Origin of the sequence: Curtobacterium sp. MCSS17_016, assembly GCF_003234255.2 — a bacterium.
GTDB classification, from domain to species: domain Bacteria; phylum Actinomycetota; class Actinomycetes; order Actinomycetales; family Microbacteriaceae; genus Curtobacterium; species Curtobacterium flaccumfaciens.
Genome location: NZ_CP126254.1, coordinates 3,121,138 through 3,140,482 on the forward strand (window position 1 = coordinate 3,121,138; position 19,345 = coordinate 3,140,482).

A 19,345-nucleotide genomic window follows, 5' to 3' on the forward strand; every position below is an offset into this window, starting at 1 on the left:
CCCGTAGCCCCGCTGCCGAGCATGAGCGCCATGACGGAGACGAACCAGCCCCTCGACATCGACATCGTCGTCCCCTGCTACAACGAGCAGGACACGCTCGCCGCCCACGTGCGACGGCTCCACACCTTCTGCCGGACGTCGTTGCACCACTCGTGGCGCATCACGATCGCGGACAACGCCTCGACCGACGACACCGCCCGGATCGCCGACGACCTCGCCGCGATGCTCCCCGGCGTGCACGCGGTGCACCTGCCCGAGAAGGGCCGGGGCCGCGCGCTCAAGGAGGTCTGGGCGGCATCGCCGGCGGCCGTGCTCGTCTACGTGGACGAGGACCTGTCCACCGACCTCGCCGCGCTCGAACCCCTCGTGGCACCCCTGCTGTCGGGGCACTCGGACCTGGCGATCGGCACCCGGCTGGCCGGTTCGTCGCGCGTGGTGCGCGGCAGCAAGCGAGAGTTCATCTCACGCTCCTACAACCTGCTGCTCCGCACGACGATGGGGGTGTCGTTCTCGGACGCGCAGTGCGGGTTCAAGGCGGTCACGAAGGCCGCCGCCGACCACCTGCTGCCGTTGTGCGAGGACGACGCCTGGTTCTTCGACACCGAGCTGCTCGTGCTGGCCGAGCACGCGGGACTCCGCATCCACGAGGTCCCCGTCGACTGGGTCGACGACGTCAACTCCTCGGTGCACATCGCCTCGACCGCGACCGAGGACCTGAAGGGCATGTGGCGGGTGTCGAGGAACATCGCCACCGGGCGTGTGCCGATCAGCACGGTCTACGCGGCGATCGGTCGGCAGCCGTTCACCCCACCGAGCGTGGGGTTCCTGGGGCAGGTCCTGCGGTTCGGGGCGATCGGGGTGCTCTCGACCCTGGCGTTCGCTGCCCTGTACGCCCTGTTCCGGCCGGCGATCGGTGCCCAGACCGCGGACTTCCTCGCGCTGCTGGTCACGGCGATCGGCAACACCGCACTGAACCGGCGGTTCACGTTCGGGGTGCGGGGCCGCGCGGGAGCCGGTCGGCACCACGTGCAGGGTCTGGTCGTGTTCGGCATCGCCTGGGCCATCACGTCGGGGTCGCTCGTGGTGTTGCACGCGTCGGTGCCGGGAGCCTCGCACGGTGCGGAGATCGCGGTGCTGACGGCAGCCAACCTGGTGGCGACCGGCGTGCGGTTCGTGTTGTTCAAGGCGTGGGTGTTCCGTGGTCGCCGACGCCCGGAGCTCATCCGCCCCGGCACCACCCCGGCGGCCGACGCCAGCACGGCGGTCACCGAACCGATCGCGACCCCCGAGCGCACCGGCGACCGCGCTGCCTGACACTGTGCCGGGTTACCCACCCGGTGCAGGGTTGCACGGCGCCCGCGGCACGCCGCACCGTGCGGCGTCGGCCATCCCGTGCCAGGTTGCACGCTCCGTGCAGCGCTACGAACTCGCACCGAGCGTGCAACCTCGCACCAGCCGAACAGACCCGCACGGTGCGACACCATCACACGCACACCACCCGTGTTGCACGGTCGGTATACCAAGCCGTAGCATCGCCCTACCGCACCACCACCCCACAGGGCCCGACTGCCACCATCGGTCTGCCCGCGGCGAGCGCTCCATCGATGCAGCCCGCGCCGTCCGCTGCCGGCAACGCCCCACTGGACCCGCACGTGAACCCCACCTCTTTCGGTCTCTACGACCCTGCCCGCGAATCGAGCGATTGCGGCGTCGGTTTCATCACCCGTCTCGACGGGACGCCGAGCCACGACGTCATCCGCAAGGGCGACGAAGCGCTGTGCTCCATCCCGCACCGCGGCGGCAAGTCCGCCGAGGGTGTCGGTGACGGCGCAGGCGTCAGCATCGACCTGTCGGTGGAGTTCTTCAGCGCCATCACCGGCGAGCAGCTGCGCGCCGGGCACTTCGGCGTCGCGAACTGCTTCGTGCCGAGCAGCGACGGAGCGGACGGCGCCGACGAGCGCGCCCGCGCCGAGCAGACCGTCACGGACGCCATCACTGCCGAGGGCTTCGAGCTGCTGCTGGTCCGTGACGTCCCGGTGGACCACTCCGTCGCGCGCCCCGAGGCCGAGCAGTACCAGCTGCCGATCGTGCAGTGGGTCTTCCGTGCTCCGTCCGACTGGGACCGCACCGAGGTCGACGCCGCCGCGAACCGCGCCCTGCTCGCCATCGAGGCGGTCTCCTACGCCCAGGCAGCCGCCGAGCGCGCCGAGCACGCCGCCCTGTACCCGCTTTCGCTCAGCGCCCGGACCCAGATCCTGAAGGGCCGGCTGAACTCCGGCGAGGTGATCGGGTACTTCACCGACCTGCGCGACCCCCGGCACTCGGTCCGAACGCTGTACTTCCACACCCGGTTCTCGACGAACACCGAGCCGCACCCGACGATGGCGCAGCCGTTCCGCCTGATGGCGCACAACGGTGAGCTGAACACCGACCGCAAGAACCGGCTGTCGGACGAGGCGCTCGCTCGGGCCCGCACCCGGAGCATCGTGCGTCCGCCCGGGCAGTCGGACTCGAGCCGACTCGACCAGACCCTGCAGAGCCGCGTGTTCGACGACGGGCTCGAGATCATCGAGGCCGTGGTCTCGCTCATGCCGCCGGCGTGGGAGAACGACCGTACCCTGACTCCGGACGTCCGGGACATGCTCGAGTACTTCTCGCTGTACGAGGAGAAGAACGACGGTCCCGCCGCCGTGATCTTCAGCGACGGCGACGTCGTCGGCGCCCGCCTGGACCGCCTGGGCCTGCGCCCGCTGCGCACCGTCGAGACGGCCGAGTACCTGATGGTGTCGTCCGAGGCCGGCCAGGTCGAGTTCGACGCCGACGAGGTCGTGCACCGCGGCCGCATCGAGGCCGGCGGCATGCTCGTCGTCGACCACCGCACCGGCACCCGCATGCGCACGGGCGAGGTGCTGCACATGCTCGCGGCCCGCCGTGACTACGGCACCCTGCTCGACGCCGCCCGGGTGAACCTGGACGACGTGCCCGCTCCGGACTACGAGCGCACGACGTCCACCCTGGGCTACGACGGCGACCTGTCGCTCGCGGGTCGGTACGTGGCGTACTCGCTGAACCAGGAGAGCTTCCGGTTCATGCTCGACCCGATGCTGCAGAACGGGTCGGAGCGCATCTCGGCGATGGGCTACGGCAACGCAATCAACGCCCTGAGCGACACCGAGGGCGGCATGGCGAAGTACTTCTCGCAGCGCTTCGCCCAGGTGACGAACCCGCCGCTCGACTCGATCCGCGAGGCCGACGGGATGTCGATGCGCGTGGCACTCGGCGCGAAGCCGGACGGCACGGGCACCACGGGGCGTCAGCTCGTCGTGCAGTCGCCGATCCTCGGGCACCTCGACATGGTGCGCCTGCGCGAGCAGGACATCGTGCCGCTCGAGCGCTTCGACATGCTCTACGTGCCGGTGCCCGCCGACGAGCAGGCCAACGCCGACGCGATGCGCGGCGCGCTGGACGCCCTGTGCGACGCGATCGAGGCGTTCGCGGCGCGCGGTGGCGGGATCGCGGTCGTGACCGACCGCGAGGTGTCGTCGACCCATGCGCCCCTCCCCGTGATCCTGGCGGTGGCCGCCGTCAACCAGCGGCTCATCGAGACCGGTCTGCGCCTGCGTGTGTCCGTCGTCGCGGAGAGCGGTCAGCTGCCATCGTCACACCACGTCGCGACCGCGCTGGGCTTCGGTGCCGCCGCTGTGTACAGCTTGAGCGCTCGGCTGCGTGCGGAGGAGAAGTACCCCGCCGCACCCGCACCCGCCGGTGAGCTGACCGCGACCGACCTGGCGCTCAAGCAGTTCCGCAAGGCCGCCGAGAAGGCCCTGGCGAAGACCATGGGCCGCGTCGGCCTGTGCACCGCCGAGAGCTACATCGGCGGCGAGTTCTTCGAGCCGAACTACCTCGACACCGGCGACGACGTGCTCGCGCGGATCTTCCCGCACATGCAGGCCCCGGTCGGCGGCGTCGGCTTCGCGCGCATCGCCCAGGCGGCGACGGACTGGCACGAGCGTGCCCGTTCGGTGGCGTCCGAGGGCCAGGTCCCGCTGCTCGGCCTGTTCAAGGAACGCTCCGACGGCGCCGGCCACTCGTTCGGCGTCGCGAGCGTCCGCGGGTTCGGCGCCATGACCGAGGAGCGTCCGGCCTTCGAACGCTCCGGCGACTCGGACGCGCTGCGCCTGCTCACGCTCGGCCAGCTCGACGACTCGTTCGGCATCACCGACGCCGCGTACCGGAACACCGGGTACGACCGGCTGAGCGATGCCGAGATCGACGCGCACCGCATCACGCCGGGTTACGTCACGTTCCTGCAGACGACCCACGACGAGCGGTCCCGCCGCCCCGCCGCGCTCCGCGACGTGCTGGCGCTGCCCGCGGACGTCACCGGCATCGACACGGCCGAGGACTTCGCGCGCGAGCTCGGCCGCTTCTCGACGAGCGGCAACGCCAGCGTCACCGTGCGCGGGCTCTCCGGCTCGCGTCCGTCGGACGACCAGGACCTGCCGGGAGGCACGGAACGGTTCCGCCTGGAGCTCACGTCGACGGGGACCACGGGTGCACTGCGCCACGCGGCCCTGGCGGACGGCCTCGCGCTGCTCCACCCCGGACAGATCGACGTGGACGCCGTCGACGACGCCGGAGTGACGCTCCGCGCCACCGGTGCGGCCGTCGCCCTGCTCGCGCTGCTGCAGAGCGCCCCGGCGAGCGTCGAGCTCGACGAGGTGCAGCCGGCCCACGAGATCACCCGGACCCTGGCGTCCGGTGCGATGAGCCACGGCGCGCTCGTCGCCACCGCCCACGAGGCCGTCGCACACGGCACGAACATGGTCGGCGGCATGTCGAACAGCGGTGAGGGCGGCGAGCACCACTCCCGCTACGGCACCATCCGCGGCTCCCGCATCAAGCAGTTCGCCTCGGGCCGGTTCGGCATCTGGGCCGGCTACCTCGCCGACCCCATGCTCGAGGAGCTCGAGATCAAGATCGGCCAGGGCGCGAAGCCCGGCGAGGGTGGTCAGCTGCCCGCACCCAAGGTCACGGTGGACATCGCCGCGGCCCGCGGTGGCACGCCCGGCGTCGAGCTGATCTCACCGCCGCCGCACCACGACACGTACTCGATCGAGGACCTCGCGCAGCTCATCCACGACTGCAAGGCCGCCCGCGTCCGGGTGATCGTGAAGCTCGTCTCGTCCGAGGGCATCGGCACCATCGCGGTCGGCGTCGCGAAGGCCGGCGCCGACGTGATCAACGTCGCGGGCAACACCGGCGGCACCGGCGCCGCGGCCGTCACCAGCCTGAAGTACGCCGGCCGTTCCGCGGAGATCGGCGTCGCCGAGGTGCACCAGGCCCTGGTCGCGAACGGCCTGCGCCAGAAGGTCACGCTCCGCTGCTCGGGTGCGCACCAGACCGGCAGCGACGTCGTCACGAGCGCCCTGCTCGGCGGCGACAGCTTCGAGTTCGGCACGACCGCGCTCATGATGCTCGGCTGCGTGATGGCGAAGAACTGCAACGTGAAGTGCCCGGCGGGCCTGACCACGAACGCCGAGGCGTTCGAGGGCGACCCCCGGGCGCTCGCGCAGTACCTGCTCAACATCGCCCACGACGTGCGGCAGATCCTGGCCCGGCTCGGCCTGCGCTCCCTGCGCGAGGCCCGCGGCCGGACCGACCTGCTGCAGCTCCTGGACCACCCGGCGAGCGTCGGCCGGCTCGACGCCCGTGCCCTGCTCGCCCAGGTGCCCGAGAAGGTCGTCGCGGACCCGGAGTACCTGGAGAAGGACTTCCACACCGACGACGCCCTGCTCGAGCGCGTCCGCACCGCCCTCGTCGACCACGCGCAGGAGCACGTGCTCGTGCACGGCGTGCTGCTCGGCAACGCCGACAAGTCGGTCGGCGGCCAGCTCGGCATCGACCTCGAGCGCCTGCTCAACCACGAGCTCCGCGCCGAGGACGTGCAGGGCCTGCCCGCCGTGTCGACGGACGACCGCGGTCGCCGCCGGCTGGTGGACGGCGCGGTCACGATCCGCACGCAGGGATCGGCCGGGCAGTCCTACGGCGTCTTCAACAACGACGGCGTCGTGCTCGAGCACACCGGCACCGCGAACGACGGCGTCGGCAAGAGCCAGAGCGGCGGACGGATCATCGTCCGCGCCCCCGGTGGCGGCAGCGCCGCACAGGGCGGCAACGTGCTGGTCGGCAACTTCGCGCTGTTCGGGGCGACCGGTGGGCGCACCTTCGTCGAGGGCGAGGCCGGCGACCGGTTCGCCGTCCGCAACTCCGGCGCGACCGCCGTGGTCGAGGGCCTCGGCGACTTCGGCTGCGAGTACATGACCGGCGGCGCCGTGTTCAACCTCGGCGCGTTCGGCAAGGGCCTCGGCAACGGCATGTCCGGCGGGTTCCTGTACCAGTACGACCCCTCCGGCCAGGTCGCCGAGCGTGCCAGCACGGACTCGCTCCTGGTGTTCCCGGTCACCGACACCGAGCGCGGTGCGTTCCACGAGGCCGCCGCCCGCCTGCTGCTCGAGTGGCACCTCGAGGCGACCGGTTCGGCACTGGCCGAGCGGCTGCTCGCCGAGTGGGACACCGCCCGCGCACACGTGTACGTCGGCATGCCCCGTGCCCTGCTGCTCACGCAGGACGCCGGCGAGATCCTCGAGGCGGCGACCCGGCCCGAGCTCCTCGACGAGCTCGCGACCTCGATCGCCACCGACAAGCTCCGCGCGTTCAAGCTCGGCTACCGCGACCAGCGCACGGTGCTCGACGGCCGTGCCCCGGCGCTCGGCGACCAGGGTGAGGACATGTTCTCGCTGCTGTCGTCCTACACGGTGCTCGGGGTCGCCCAGGACGTCGCCCTCGAGCGCGTCCCGGGTGCGTTCGGCACCGCCGACCCGCGGGTCGCCGAGGCCGTCAAGAACCTCGTGCTCACCGAGGACTTCTCCGTCAAGCAGCGCGTCGTGAAGTACCTGCGCGGCACGTTCGACCGGTTCGCCGACGACCAGCTCGCGACGCTCATCGCGATCAAGCGGCTCGACGACTACAAGCGCGCGCTCACGCAGCGGAACAACCGCAGCATGGACGCGCCGGGCACCACGGGGTGGATCATGCACCAGAACGCCAAGAACGACGGCCGCGTCCGCGAAGCCCGCTTCGACGAGCTGCTCGCCACCGCGGCGCTCGAGGACATCGCCCGCCGTGCACCGCAGGCGCCGACCGAGGCGGTGACCGCGTGAGCCTGCTCCCCCCGACCGGGTCGCTGATCCCCGTCGACGCACCGTTCTCCGCCGCCCAGGAGTCCTGGCTCGCCGGGTTCATCGCGGGCATCGCCGCCGCCGGCAAGAAGGTCGCGGCCAGCGCGCCCACGACGACGATCGACGTGCTCTTCGGCACCCAGACCGGCAACGCCGAGTTCCTGGCCGACGAGCTCGTCGCCGGCGCGAAGGCCCGCGGACTCGGCGGTCGTGCCAGTGCGCTCGACGCCGTCACCCCAGAGCAGCTCGCCGAGATGTCACACGTGCTCGTCGTCACCTCGACCTACGGCGAGGGCGAGATGCCCGACAACGCCGGGCTGTTCTGGGACGCGATCCAGGCGAGCACCGTGCCGCGGCTCGAGGGGCTGCAGTACGCCGTCCTGGGCCTCGGCGACACGAGCTACGACGAGTTCTGCCAGGCCGGAAAGCTCCTCGACACCCGGTTCGAGCAGCTCGGTGCGACCCGGATCCACGACCGCGTCGACTGCGACGTCGACTTCGAGGACCCGGCCGCGCTGTGGACCGCGGCGGTCCTCGACCGCCTCGCCGCCGAGGCCGGCGCGACGGCTGCACCCGGCGCGACCACGGGCGGTGGTGCCGGCGACGGTGCCGCCGGCACCGGCGGGGCGGGCGCGAGCCGTGCCTCCCGGCCGGGGTCGCAGTGGAACAAGCGCAACCCGTACCCGTCACGCCTGGTCGAGAACCGGCTGCTCTCCTCGCCGCGCAGCGCGAAGGAGATCCGGCACTACGAGTTCGACCTCGGTGACTCGGGCATCGAGTACGCGGCCGGCGACGCCCTGGCGGTCGTGCCCGTGAACGACGAGGTCTTCGTGGCGGACCTGCTCGAGCAGGTCGGCGCGAACGGCGGCGAGGCGTTCGACGGCCGGCCCATCACCGAGGTCCTGCGGACCGACCGTGAGATCCGGACGCCCTCGAAGGACCTCATCGCCGACCTGGTGCAGCGCGCGCCGTCGAGCGAACTCGCGGCCGTCGTGGCGCACGGCGACAAGCACGAGCTCGACCGCTGGTTGTGGGGACGCGACGTCCTCGACCTGCTCCGCGACGCCGGCCCGGCCGCTCCGGGACTCGACGAGCTGCTGCCGAACCTGCGGCCGCTGCAGGCGCGGCAGTACTCGATCTCGTCGAGCCCGCTGGCGCACCCGGACCGCATCCACCTGACCATCGCGTCGGTGCGCTACGGCGACCCGCACCGGATGTACGCCGGCGTCGCGTCGACGTTCCTGGCCGACCGGGTCGACCCGGACGGCACCGTCGACGTCTACCTGCAGCCGAACGCGTCGTTCGGGGTACCGGCGGACGAGTCGGCGCCGATGATCATGATCGGACCGGGCACGGGTGTCGCGCCGTTCCGCGGGTTCCTGCACGAGCGCGCCGTGTCCGGGTCGACGGGGCGCAACTGGCTGTTCTTCGGCGACCAGCACCGGGACACCGACTTCGTGTACCGGGACGAGCTCACCGAGCTGCAGGAACAGGGCGTGCTCGACCGCCTCGACCTGGCGTTCTCGCGCGACCAGGCCGAGAAGGTCTACGTGCAGACGCGGATGCTCGAGCGGTCGGCGGAGCTGTTCGCCTGGCTCGAGGACGGCGGCCACGTGTACGTCTGCGGCGACGCCTCACGCATGGCGAAGGACGTCGAGGCCGCGCTGCTCCAGGTCATCCGGACCGGCCGCGCGCGCGGCGAGGACGACGCGCAGGCGTACCTAGCCGACATGCGTCGCGCGAAGCGGTACGTGCGCGACGTCTACTGAGCCGCACACGGACGTGACGGCGGATCCGGATCCAGACGTGATGAGTCCGCCCCGGCCACGGAACCCGAATCCGATGGCCGGGGCGGTCCCGGAGGAGCGCCGGTCGATGGGGGCGGACCGGCGGGCCCTGCAGCGTGACGCACGCATCACCGACGCGTGGCGTCGGTGACCCGAGCAGGGAGTCCCCTGATCCGGGACTCACGTCCCTCGCTCGTCTCGGTCACCGGTGGTTGGTCGGCACCGGACTCGCTGTGCGTCACGGGCTGTTCGGGTTCCCCTCCTGCCGCGGACACTGCCAGCACCGGCGCCCTAGCAGGCTGGTGCGGGGGGACGACAGCGAACCGCGGTACGGAAACCGTACGAGGTGTGGAGTTCGGGCGGAACCCGTTGACCCGGATCAGCCCGCTGTGCTACCGCGCCGGGCTCAGCGCGCGGTGCTCCCGCTCGGTGTCCCCGAGGCGTCGTCCGCGTCGCCGGGTGCCACCGCCCGCGACCACGCCGAGTCGGCCGCCGTGCTGGTGTCCGCCGGCTCCGGCGTCAGCACGAGCCCCGACCCCGAGGTGGCCGAGGCGTAGAGGTCCTCGAGCCAGCTGCGGTTGATCGACGGCACCCGGCTGCCGGTGAACTTGAAGTGCAGGCTCACGTTGGGGTGCAGCCAGATCGTGCTGCGACCGTTGCCGTGGACGACGTCGTCCTTCCACGAGAACGCGAAGCGGTGGTCACGCCGGAGCATGTTGACGATGACGATCTGCAGGTGCGTGAGCGCGCGGTCGTCGATCCGCAGGTCGAGCGGTCGGCCGTCGTAGATGAGCTGCCCCATGGCTCCTTCTACTCCTGCGCTCCGGTGTGCGCGAGACCGGACGCCCAGTCCGTGATGGTGCCGTCGAACCAGACCGCGTCGACGTTGCGCTCCCAGGCGTGCTCGGCCGGCTCGCTGACCGCCAGTGTCACGGTGCCGGGGTGGGCATCAGCGAACTCCTGACTGGCCGAGAACGGCACCGTGGTGTCGCCGGTGGAGTGGATGAGCAGGGTCGGTGGCAGCGGCCGGGGTGCGCGCAACCAGGACAGCGCGCGCACGTCGACCGGCGACCGCAGCCCCACCGTCCGGCAGAGGACCGGCGTCGCCATCGCCCCGAGGGCAGCACGCACCACGAAACCCGGCAGTCCCGCGCGGCGGGCCTGGGACCGGACGGTGACGGCCCAGTCCAGTGCCGGGGCGACGAGCACGATCCCGGCCAGGCGGTCGCGGTGCGCCGAGCGGGCGAGGAGCTCGTGCGTGATCGTCGCGCCCATCGACCACCCCACGATGACGAGCCGTTCGGCGCCGTTCGCGACGGCGTGGTCGAGCGCCACTTCGACGTCCGCCCACTCGCGGGCTCCGAGGTGTGAGGCCCGGCCCTCCCACGGTGCCTCGCCGTCGCCGCGGAACGACGGGACGATCGAGGTCCAGCCGAGTTCGAGCGCCGCGGGGACGGTCCGGAGCGCGGTGACCCGGGTCGTCCGGATCCCGTGCACGTGGACGGCCCAGGTCCGGGCAGCATCGCGGTCGGCGGTGCCGTCCGTGCCTGCTCCGCCGTCGACCGCGCCTCCGGGCCCCGGCCGCACCACCCACGCGGGCGCCGGCCCCACCGGCGTCGGCAGCGACACCTCGGACCAGTCGACCTCCATCGCCGCCGGGTCCGGGTGCACGTGCCCGCTCCACCGCACCCGCGACGACACGGCGCCGGTCGTCCGCACCACGGCCCGGCGCACGAACCCGGCGGCTTCGTCGACCTCGAGCACCGGCCCGACGGTGGTGTGCCCCGGGCCGTCGTGCCACAGCCCGTACTCCCCCGGCCGCACGGTGTCGTCGGTGATCGGCAGGCGGACGGAGTCCGCGTCGGACTCGAGCACGGGCGTCCACCGGTCGCCACCGGGCAGCACGATCCTGCCGACGACCTTCCGCAGGACGACCAGGACCACCAGGCCGACCAGGCACACCGCCACCAGCACCACGAGCGCTCCGAGCACCCACCACACGATCGTCACGCCGTCATCCTCCGAGGCTCCGGGTCAGGGTCCGTTCCGCCGACCGCACCTGCGCGAGTTCGGCGTCGTCGAGGGTCCGGCCCTGCACCTCGGCGTCGCGGATCGCGATGACCAGGTCGTAGGTCCGGGCCTGCGGGTCCCCCGGCCGCTCGACCGCCCGCACCGCGTGCCGACGGGCGATGCGCCGCAGGCGCCGGTGGTGCCCGCGGTGTCGCAGGTCACGGCCCCACCGCCGGAACGTCAGCGAGGCCATCGCCACGACGATGAGCACGATGCCGAGGTAGAACGGCGGGTCGAAGGCCAGGCGCAGGCCGTCCCGCACCCCGGCCGGGAAGAGCCCGAAGTGGTCGGCGGTGAGCGAGGCGACCTCGTCGACGCTCGCCACGACGACCAGGGCGAGCCCGACGCGGAACACCACGAGCGCCACCGGGTTCTGCAGCACGCCGCGGCGCAGGGTCGTCGCGGCGATCAGCCCCACGCCCACCATGTACACCGTCCCGTAGAGCCACATCGGGGTCTGCTCGATCTCGCGCACGATGAAGTGGAAGTCGGTCCCGCCGCGCTCCTCGACCAGCAGGAACGGCACCGTGAACGCCACGACCACGACGAGCAGCGCCACCGGCCTGGCGAGCACCGGGCGCTCCGGCAGGTCGTCGGTGCTCGCGCGCAGCATCAGCCAGAACGCAACGGTCGCGCAGACGTTCTGCACCAGGTTGATGAGGTTCGAACCGCCCAGGGCTCCGTCGAGCACCGGCTGCGGCACGACGCTGCCGAGGGTCAGGAGCCCGAGCGCCCCGACGCCGGTGGCGCCCCAGGCCGCCCGACCACGGGGGTTCCGCAGCACGTACGGCGTGCGGGCGAGGAAGATCAGCGCCGCGAACCAGAAGGCCGCGGCGTGCAGGACGGCCATCAGCCGTAGGCCCGCTCGTCCGCGCCCGTGGCCCCGGCGAGCAGGACCGTCGCGAGCTCGTAGGCGAACCGTTCGGCGAAGTGCTCGTCGTCGTCGGAGATGCTCACGAGCCCGGAGTCGGCGTCCAGCGCGCGACGGCAGACGTGGCCCCCGGCGGCGAACTCGGCGACGGACGACGCGGTCGGTGTGCCGACGTCGCCGTGCACCAGGTGCCCGAGCTCGTGCAGCACGCAGTGCATGCGGTAGAGCGGCGGCGCGTCGGCCGGTACGAGCACCAGGTTCTCGTGCTCGAACTGCGACACGAGCGCGGTGAGCGGACCCCAGCTCGGCCCGTCGACGTCGACGACGCGTGTGGGCTTGCCGACCATCCGACCGACGCCGGTCACCACGTCGGACAGCTGTGGCGCACGGGGCAGGGTGGCGACGAGGGCACGGACGGCACCGGACGCACCCAGCTGCTCCGCCATCGCCCCTCCGATCTCCGCGGCAAGACTACCGGCAGGTCCCCCTTGTGGACGAGACCGGCCGGACGTAACCTACAACCAAATGGTTGTACGAATCGAACTGTCCGACGCCGAGGTCGACCGGGTGTTCCACGCACTGGCCGACGCGACCCGTCGTGACATCGTCCGGCGCACGCTCGTCGGGTCGTCGTCCGTGAGCGAGCTCGCGGACGCCTACGCGATGTCGTTCGCCGCCGTCCAGAAGCACGTCGCCGTCCTCGAAGGAGCCGGACTCGTGAGCAAGGAGGCCCGCGGCCGCACCCGCATCGTGCGCGCCGAGCCGGAGCAGCTCGACCGGGTCCGTGCCCTCCTCGACGCCTACGGCCGCCTCTGGCACACCCGGATGGACCGCCTCGGCGACGTGCTCGACGGCGACGCGTCCGGACACCCAGCACCAGACGACACCCGACGACACCAGGAGCGATGATGCCCACCACGTCCGTCCACACCGATCCCGACACCCTCTCGATGACCCTCGTCGCCGAGTTCCCCGTCCCCGTCGAACGCCTCTGGGCCGCCTTCGCCGACCCGCGCCAGCTCGAGCGGTTCTGGGGACCGCCCGGGTTCCCCGCGACCTTCACGACGTTCGACCTGCGCCCCGGCGGCCGGGCCGACTACCGGATGACGTCTCCGCAGGGCGAGCGGTTCCACGCCGTGTGGCAGGTCACCGAGGTCGACGAGCACCGTCGCATCGTCTTCCGCGACCTGTTCACCGACCCGGAGGGCACGGTCGACGAGTCGCTCCCCACCAGCGAGACCGTGTTGTCGTTCGGGCCGGCGGACGACGGCTCGCGGGTCACCGTGGTGTCCTCGTTCGCCTCCGCCGCCGACCTCGACGCGATGCTCCAGATGGGCATGCTCGAGGGCTACCAGCAGGCGTTCGGCCAGCTCGACCGGGTGCTCGCCGACCTGCGCGAGTGGGCCCTCGGTGCGGGCACCGAGACCGAGGTCCTCGACGACACCCACGTCCGGATCACCCGGGCGTTCGCGGCACCGCGGCACCTGCTCTGGCGCGCGCACACCGAGCCCGACCTGGTGCGCCGGTGGCTGCTCGGCCCCGACGGGTGGGAAATGACGGTGTACGAGAACGACCTGACCCCGGGCGGCGCGTTCCGGCAGGCCTGGGCGCCGACGGGTGACACCGAGGGCGAACCCTTCGGGTTCGAGGGCGAGAACCTCGTCGTCGAACCCGAACGCCGGATGGTGTCGACCGAGCGCATGACCGGGGCGCCCTTCCCGCCGAACACGAACGACCTGCAGTTCGACGAGGACGACGGCGTCACGCTCATGACGCTGCTCGTCACCTACCCGGACCGGGAGCAGCGGGACGCGATCCTCGCGACCGGCATGACGGAGGGCATGGAGGCCAGCTACCAGCGGCTGGAACGCGAGGTCCTGTCCGCAGCGTGACCAGCAGACGGACGGGAGGCCCGTGGCGACGCCGCCACGGGCCTCCCGTCCGTCCCGAGCAAGCGACAGATCCCGGCGCACGATCCGGGTCCGGTCCCCGAGAGCGACAGATCCCCGCGGATGTTCCGCGGGGATCTGTCGCTTTCGCGAGGGGCTGGTGGGCGCAGGCCGGCTACTCCGGCTGCGCTGACGCCTCGTAGTGCCGAGCGCCGCCGCGCACGCCCGCGAAGCGGAACGGCGCGGTCGTGACGCGCGGACGCTCGACGTCCTCGCTGGTGGCGGCACCCGCGGCGTGCAGCGCGCGGTACGCGTCGACCGTCAGCGGGACCCGTGCCTCGAGCAGCGACCGCACGCGACCCGCACGGCGGTGCTCGCGGTAGTCGGGCCGGACGGTGCCGGTGATGAGCTCACCGACACTGCCGGAGCCGTAGCTGAACAGGCCGAGTCGCTCCCCCGCCAGGTCGTCGTCCAGGTCGAGCAGTGCTGCGAGCCCGATCCAGAGCGACGCCGTGTAGGTGTTGCCGGTCTGCCGGTTGTAGGTGAACCCGATCGCCAGGTCGGCCTCGTCGAACGGTGCGCCGACGTGCTGCGTGAGCTTGCGGTGCGCCTTGATCGCCATCTTGGTGAAGGGCTGGTGGTGCACGAACCGGGCGATGTCGTCGTACGCGGGGCCGCCCTGTTCCGCCAGGTCGTCCCAGGCGCCGACGAACGCGTTGACGTACGCGCTCACCGAGAGCCGACCGTCGACCAGTGCGGTGGAGCGGTCGTTCGGGCGCCAGAAGTCGTCGACGTCCGCCGTGTAGACGCCCGCCGCCGGCTCGATCTCGATCAGGTCGGGGTCGGCGGACACCAGGATCGCGGCGGCACCGGCACCCTGCGTCGGCTCGGCAGGGGTGTCGACGTCGTACCGGGCGACGTCGGCGGCGATGACGAGCACCCGCTCGTGCGGGGCGCGCGCGACGATGCCGAGGGCGAGCTGCACCGCGGCCATCCCGCCGTAGCAGGCCTGCTTCAGCTCGACCACGCGGACGGCCTTCGGCAGCCCGAGCAGGCCGTGCACGTACACGCCGGCGGCCTTCGACTGGTCGACGCCGGACTCGGTGGCGAACAGCACCGTGCGGATGCCCTCGACGCCGTGCCGGTCGATGAGCTCCTTCGCGGCGGCGGCGCCCATCGTGACGATGTCCTCGTCGGGCGCTGGCACGCTGAAGGCGTCCTGCCCGATGCCGACGTGGTACTTCGCCGGGTCGACGCCGAGCCGCTCGGCCAGGTCGTCGAGCTCGAGCACGTGGCGCCCGGTCGCGATCGCGATGTCGTGGATGCCGACGCCGGTCATGCGGCACCCCCTGCGGGCTTCGTGCCACGGCGTTCCATGGCGACGTGGGCGGCCATCAGCTCACCCGGGTTGGTCTGTGCGGCGAGGAGCGAGAGCTCCCCGCACAGGACGGTCGCGGCGCACAGGGCGGCGAGGCGGCGGGCGTTCCCGCCCGGCTCGCGGTCCTCGCGGCAGCCGAGGCGCACCAGGGCGTCCTCGACGACGGGCAGGTCCCCGCCCTTGCCGTTGCCGACCGTGCCGACGATCAGGTGCGGCAGCGAGGTCGCGAAGTACAGGTCGCCGTCGCGGTCCTCGGCGCTCGTGATGCCCTGCGAGCCCTCGACGATGTTGGCGGCGTCCTGCCCGGTGGCCAGGTAGAAGCCGAGCAGCATGTTCGCGTAGTGCGCGTTCGCCGAGCGGATGGCCCCGGCGATCGTCGACCCGATCAGGTTCTTCGCGATGTTCAGCTCGACGATGCGCGCGGTGTTCGACCGCAGGCGCTTCTCGACGACCTCGCCGGGGATCACGATCTCGGCGATGGTGTTGCGGCCGCGGCCACGGATGCCGTTCACCGCGGTGGCCTTCTTGTCGGTGCAGAAGTTGCCCGAGACCGAGACGTACCGCAGGCCCGGCTGCCAGTCCAGGATCGCCGGCAGCAGCTTGTCCGCCGCCTGCGTGACCATGTTGTGGCCGGAGGCGTCGCCGGTGGTGAACGCGAAGCGCAGGAACAGCAGGTCCCCGACGATCTCCGGGTGCACCTCGATGAGCTTGGCGAACCGGCTCTGTCCGGACACGATCGCGGCGAGCTCGTCCTGGCGCGCGAGGATCTGCCCCGCGGCGACGTGGGCTGCTGCGGCGCTGTCGGCGCGGACCACGACGGAGCGGGTCATGCGCTCGTCGACGACGGTCGCGACGATGCCGTCCTCGACCATGCGCGAGATGCGGGCGCCGCGGCCGACGGACGGCCAGAGCGGCGACTCGTAGGTGGCGAGGGGGACCTCGTGCTCCCCCTGCACGGCGTTGCCGCTGACGCGGATCGGGCCGACCCACTTGGTGGGGATCGGTGTGAGCAGGTCACTCATCGAGGGCTCCTTCTGGTGCTCGCACCGCGACGCTGAGGTGTCTGATGTCGTGCGCCTCCCAGGCGCGGTGGATGCCGGCGGGGTCGGTGTCCGCCGGGACGAGCGCGATGCCGCAGTCGCCGCCGCCGGCACCGGACGGCTTCGCCGCCCCGCCCGCCGCCTCGACGACGTCGCACAGGGTCGCGAGACGCTCGGTCTCGATCTTCGACCCGACCGAGTCGCCGAGACGCTGCAGCAGCCCACGGGCGCGTCGGAGGGCACCGAGCGTGCGCTCGGCGTCGCCGGTCTGGAGGCCCGTGGTCAGGTCGTCGACGGCGCTGCGGCTCTCGTCGAGGAACGCTTGGTACCCGCCGTTGCGGTGCCGACGCACCACGTCGACGAGCTTCGTGGTGGACGCGGGCGAGCCGGTCCAGCCGACGAGCAGCTGCAGGTTCTCGGGGGCGGGCAACCGCTGGACGTCGAAGCCGTCCCACGCGTCGGCGTCGGTCAGGATCGCGGACACGGCGTGGTCGCCGAGCATCGCGGCGAGGCGCTCGCGGTCGGGGGCGCTGTAGCGCAGCCAGCCGCCGAACGTGCTCGCGGCGAGGTCGCCGCCGGAGGCCCGCGGGTTCACCCGGATGGTGGCGAGCAGGGCGACCTGGAAGCGCTGGCGCTGCGTCAGGCCGATGCCGTAGAAACGGTCGAGGGCACCGACGGTGGCGACGGTGACCGCGGCCGAGGACCCGAGTCCGAACTTCCGGCCGCTGGCGTCGTCGAGCTGGCTCTCGATGCGCAGGTCGTGGAACCGCGGGGCGATGCCGTGCTCGGCGCGGAGCTTCTCGACCAGGTCGATCGTGGCCATCACGTAGTCGTAGGGGTGGTGCTCACGGTCGAGCGCCAGGCCGTCCTCGGCACGGGTCCACGTGAGCGGCAGGTGCCCGTACTCCTCGGAGTGCACGCTGCCCGCGCCGTGGCCCTCGCGCACCTTCGCCGTGATGGCGCGGTCGAGGGCGATCAGGACGGACGGCTGGCCCGGCTCGACGACGGCGTACTCGCCGGCGACGAACAGCTTGCCGTGTGCACGGAACTCGATCACTGCGCGGACTCCTTCTGGTCGGGATTGCTCCCGGTCTCTTCGGAGCGGAGCACCCGCGCGGCAGGTCCGGTGCCGGACTCGATGACGTCCCCCAGCGACGCGAGCGCCCCGGCGACGGCCGCCCGGTCCTGCGGCTTCGTGAGCACGACGACGTTCGGGCCCGCATCGGCCGTGGCGTAGGCCTCGGTGCCGCCGGCACGCAGCTCGGCGACGGCGTCGAACACGGCGACGCTGCGGGCGTTGAGGTAGCGGATCGGCGGGAACGCGCCCTCGATCGTCGCGTGCATGCGGAGCGCGTTGCTCTCGGTGATCTCGCCGATGCGGGTGAAGTCGCCGGCCGCGCAGGCCGTGAGCATGTCGCCGACGGTCTCGGTGGTGGAGGTCACCCAGGCCGGGTAGAAGGGCGACGTCGCGATGGTGCGGCGCATGGCATCGCGGGACCCGATCGGCTTCGGGCCGGCGTCGATCGTGACCACGACCATGGCCATCGGCGGGGCGGGGATCGGCTCGGCGAAGGAGCCCTGGTCGTCGCCGGCGTGCCAGACGGCGACACCGCCGGGGATCGAGCGCGTGGCCGAGCCGGAACCGCGACGGGCCAGACGGGACAGGTCGCGCGGCGACAGGTCGAGGCCGTAGGCCGCGGCCGCCGCGGTCGCCAGGGCGGCGAAGCCGGACGCGCTCGAGGCCAGCCCGGCACCGGTCGGGACGGTGTTCTCGGACACCACCGACGCCCGATCGGACGACCCGGCGAGCTCGCGCACCAGGTCGAGGAACTGCTGCACGCGCACCAGCGCACCGTCGTCGACGACGTGACCGTTCAGCGTGAACGCGTCACGGGCCTCCCGTCCGCCGTCCACCGTGACGGTGGTCGTCGTCGGGAACACGTCGAGCCCCATCGAGACGCTGCCCGTGGCGGGCAGCGCGAGCTGCGCGTCCGCCTTCCCCCAGTACTTGACGAGGGCGATGTTGGGGTGCGCGACGGCGGTGGCTGTCAGCAAGCGCGGGCTCCGATCGTGGTGGTCCAGGTGGCTGCGGCCCCTGCGCCGCGGAGTGCGGCCGCGATGCGGTCCGCGTGGTCGTCGTCCGCGGCGAGCGCGAGGACGCACCCGCCCCGCCCGCCGCCGGTGAGCTTCGCGCCGAGGGCGTCCGCAGCACGTGCGGCGTCGACGAGCCGGTCCAGGTCGTCACTCGACACGTCGAGTGTGCTGAGCAGGTCGTGCGCGGCGTCCATGGTGGCACCCAGAGCCTGGGCATCGCCGTCCTCGAGTGTCCCCCGTGCCCGACGGGCGAGCGCACCGATCCGGTCGATCACGGCGCCGACACCGACCGGGTCCTGGTCGTGGCGGGCGCGGACGGCCGAGACGGCCTCGCGGGTGTGCCCGGGGACGCCGGTGTCCGCGACGACGAAGGTGAACCGGGCGCCGAGCGTGACGGGTTCGATCTGGCCGCCCTCGAACCAGACCGGCGCGGACGCGACGACGCCCCGGGCGTCGAGGCCGGACGGTCGGCCGTGGGCGACGCGCTCGCACTCCTGGATGAGCTCGTGGTGGGTCTCGACGTCGAGGGTCTCGCCCAGGGCATCGGCGACGGCGGCGGTCACGGCGGCGGCGACCGCGGCACTCGAGCCCATGCCGCGGGCGGTCGGGACCTCGCTGTCGACCCGGACGTGGAAGTGGCGGTCGGTGACCCCGAAGTGGCGCAGGGTCGCGGTGACGGCGGTGACGGTCGGCATCACGGCCGCGGGTGCGAGGTCGAGGGGGCCGGTGTGCACGGTGGACTGCAGGCTGTGACCGGGCTGCTCGGCGTCGGCGGCGACCGGGGTGACCGTCGCCACGACCCGTGCATCGAGCACCGGCAGGACGAGAGCGGGTGCGCCGTAGACCACGGCGTGCTCACCGATCAGGATCGTCTTGCCGTGGGACGACGCCGATCCGTTGCCGGGGGTCGTGGTGTTGTCGAGGTCGCTGCTGCTCATCTTGGGTCACGTCAGCCTAACCGTCCGGGTCGTCGGC

14 protein-coding genes are annotated in these 19,345 nt (G+C 72.4%); 5 read left to right on the forward strand and 9 right to left on the reverse strand.

Annotated features, from left to right (window positions below):
- The first annotated feature begins 21 nt into the window (after positions 1–21).
- The 3 genes from DEJ19_RS14690 (at position 22) to DEJ19_RS14700 (ending at position 9,010) form a co-directional block, all read left to right on the forward strand.
- The gene (locus DEJ19_RS14690) at positions 22–1,314 is read left to right on the forward strand and encodes a bifunctional glycosyltransferase family 2/GtrA family protein (RefSeq protein WP_111232908.1); all 1,293 of its coding nucleotides are present in this window, start codon (positions 22–24) and stop codon (positions 1,312–1,314) included.
- A 338-nt stretch (positions 1,315–1,652) separates the two neighbouring features.
- Positions 1,653–7,223 (forward strand): glutamate synthase-related protein, encoded by a 5,571-nt coding sequence (locus tag DEJ19_RS14695; protein WP_111232940.1) that lies wholly within the window; start codon positions 1,653–1,655, stop codon positions 7,221–7,223.
- Complete coding sequence (locus DEJ19_RS14700) at positions 7,220–9,010, forward strand: sulfite reductase subunit alpha (protein WP_111232907.1); 1,791 nt, start codon at positions 7,220–7,222, stop codon at positions 9,008–9,010. The genes DEJ19_RS14695 and DEJ19_RS14700 overlap by 4 nt, the downstream gene beginning before the upstream one ends.
- Positions 9,011–9,434: 424 nt before the next feature.
- On the opposite strand, the gene DEJ19_RS14705 is transcribed toward DEJ19_RS14700, so the two are convergent.
- The 4 genes from DEJ19_RS14705 to DEJ19_RS14720 are packed head-to-tail and all read right to left on the reverse strand — an operon-like array spanning position 9,435 to position 12,415.
- A complete protein-coding gene (locus DEJ19_RS14705; RefSeq protein ID WP_071247046.1) occupies positions 9,435–9,830 on the reverse strand; it encodes a DUF7882 family protein in 396 nt (131 codons plus the stop codon).
- Positions 9,831–9,838: 8 nt separating this feature from the next.
- A complete protein-coding gene (locus tag DEJ19_RS14710; RefSeq protein WP_111232906.1) occupies positions 9,839–11,038 on the reverse strand; it encodes an alpha/beta hydrolase family protein in 1,200 nt (399 codons plus the stop codon).
- A 4-nt stretch (positions 11,039–11,042) separates the two neighbouring features.
- A complete protein-coding gene (locus DEJ19_RS14715; RefSeq protein WP_110864111.1) occupies positions 11,043–11,948 on the reverse strand; it encodes a hypothetical protein in 906 nt (301 codons plus the stop codon).
- Positions 11,948–12,415, reverse strand: a complete 468-nt coding sequence (locus DEJ19_RS14720; RefSeq protein ID WP_071406096.1) for a hypothetical protein — start codon at positions 12,413–12,415, stop codon at positions 11,948–11,950. The genes DEJ19_RS14715 and DEJ19_RS14720 overlap by 1 nt, the downstream gene beginning before the upstream one ends.
- 79 nt (positions 12,416–12,494) lie before the next feature.
- On the opposite strand from DEJ19_RS14720, the gene DEJ19_RS14725 reads away from it, so the two are divergent.
- A complete protein-coding gene (locus DEJ19_RS14725; RefSeq protein ID WP_111232905.1) occupies positions 12,495–12,878 on the forward strand; it encodes an ArsR/SmtB family transcription factor in 384 nt (127 codons plus the stop codon).
- On the forward strand, positions 12,878–13,861 hold the full coding sequence (locus DEJ19_RS14730) for an SRPBCC family protein (RefSeq protein WP_111232904.1): 984 nt from the start codon (positions 12,878–12,880) through the stop codon (positions 13,859–13,861). The genes DEJ19_RS14725 and DEJ19_RS14730 overlap by 1 nt, the downstream gene beginning before the upstream one ends.
- Before the next feature lie 172 nt (positions 13,862–14,033).
- Here DEJ19_RS14730 and DEJ19_RS14735 read toward each other — a convergent pair whose 3' ends face one another.
- Genes DEJ19_RS14735 through mvk form a run of 5 tightly spaced genes read right to left on the reverse strand, consistent with a single transcriptional unit; the run spans position 14,034 to position 19,308 of the window.
- Positions 14,034–15,197: a hydroxymethylglutaryl-CoA synthase gene (locus tag DEJ19_RS14735; RefSeq protein ID WP_111232903.1), complete on the reverse strand. Its 1,164-nt coding sequence runs from the start codon at positions 15,195–15,197 to the stop codon at positions 14,034–14,036.
- Positions 15,194–16,258 (reverse strand): hydroxymethylglutaryl-coenzyme A reductase family protein, encoded by a 1,065-nt coding sequence (locus DEJ19_RS14740; RefSeq protein WP_111232902.1) that lies wholly within the window; start codon positions 16,256–16,258, stop codon positions 15,194–15,196. Before DEJ19_RS14740 ends, DEJ19_RS14735 begins: the two co-directional genes overlap by 4 nt.
- A complete protein-coding gene (locus DEJ19_RS14745) occupies positions 16,251–17,333 on the reverse strand; it encodes a phosphomevalonate kinase (protein ID WP_071406100.1) in 1,083 nt (360 codons plus the stop codon). The genes DEJ19_RS14740 and DEJ19_RS14745 overlap by 8 nt, the downstream gene beginning before the upstream one ends.
- Positions 17,330–18,331 carry a diphosphomevalonate decarboxylase gene (mvaD, locus tag DEJ19_RS14750; RefSeq protein ID WP_111232901.1) on the reverse strand — a complete coding sequence of 334 codons (1,002 nt, stop codon included), beginning with the start codon at positions 18,329–18,331 and terminating at the stop codon, positions 17,330–17,332. The genes DEJ19_RS14745 and mvaD overlap by 4 nt, the downstream gene beginning before the upstream one ends.
- Positions 18,325–19,308: a mevalonate kinase gene (gene mvk / locus DEJ19_RS14755; RefSeq protein ID WP_111094502.1), complete on the reverse strand. Its 984-nt coding sequence runs from the start codon at positions 19,306–19,308 to the stop codon at positions 18,325–18,327. Before mvk ends, mvaD begins: the two co-directional genes overlap by 7 nt.
- Between the last annotated feature and the right edge of the window lie 37 nt (positions 19,309–19,345).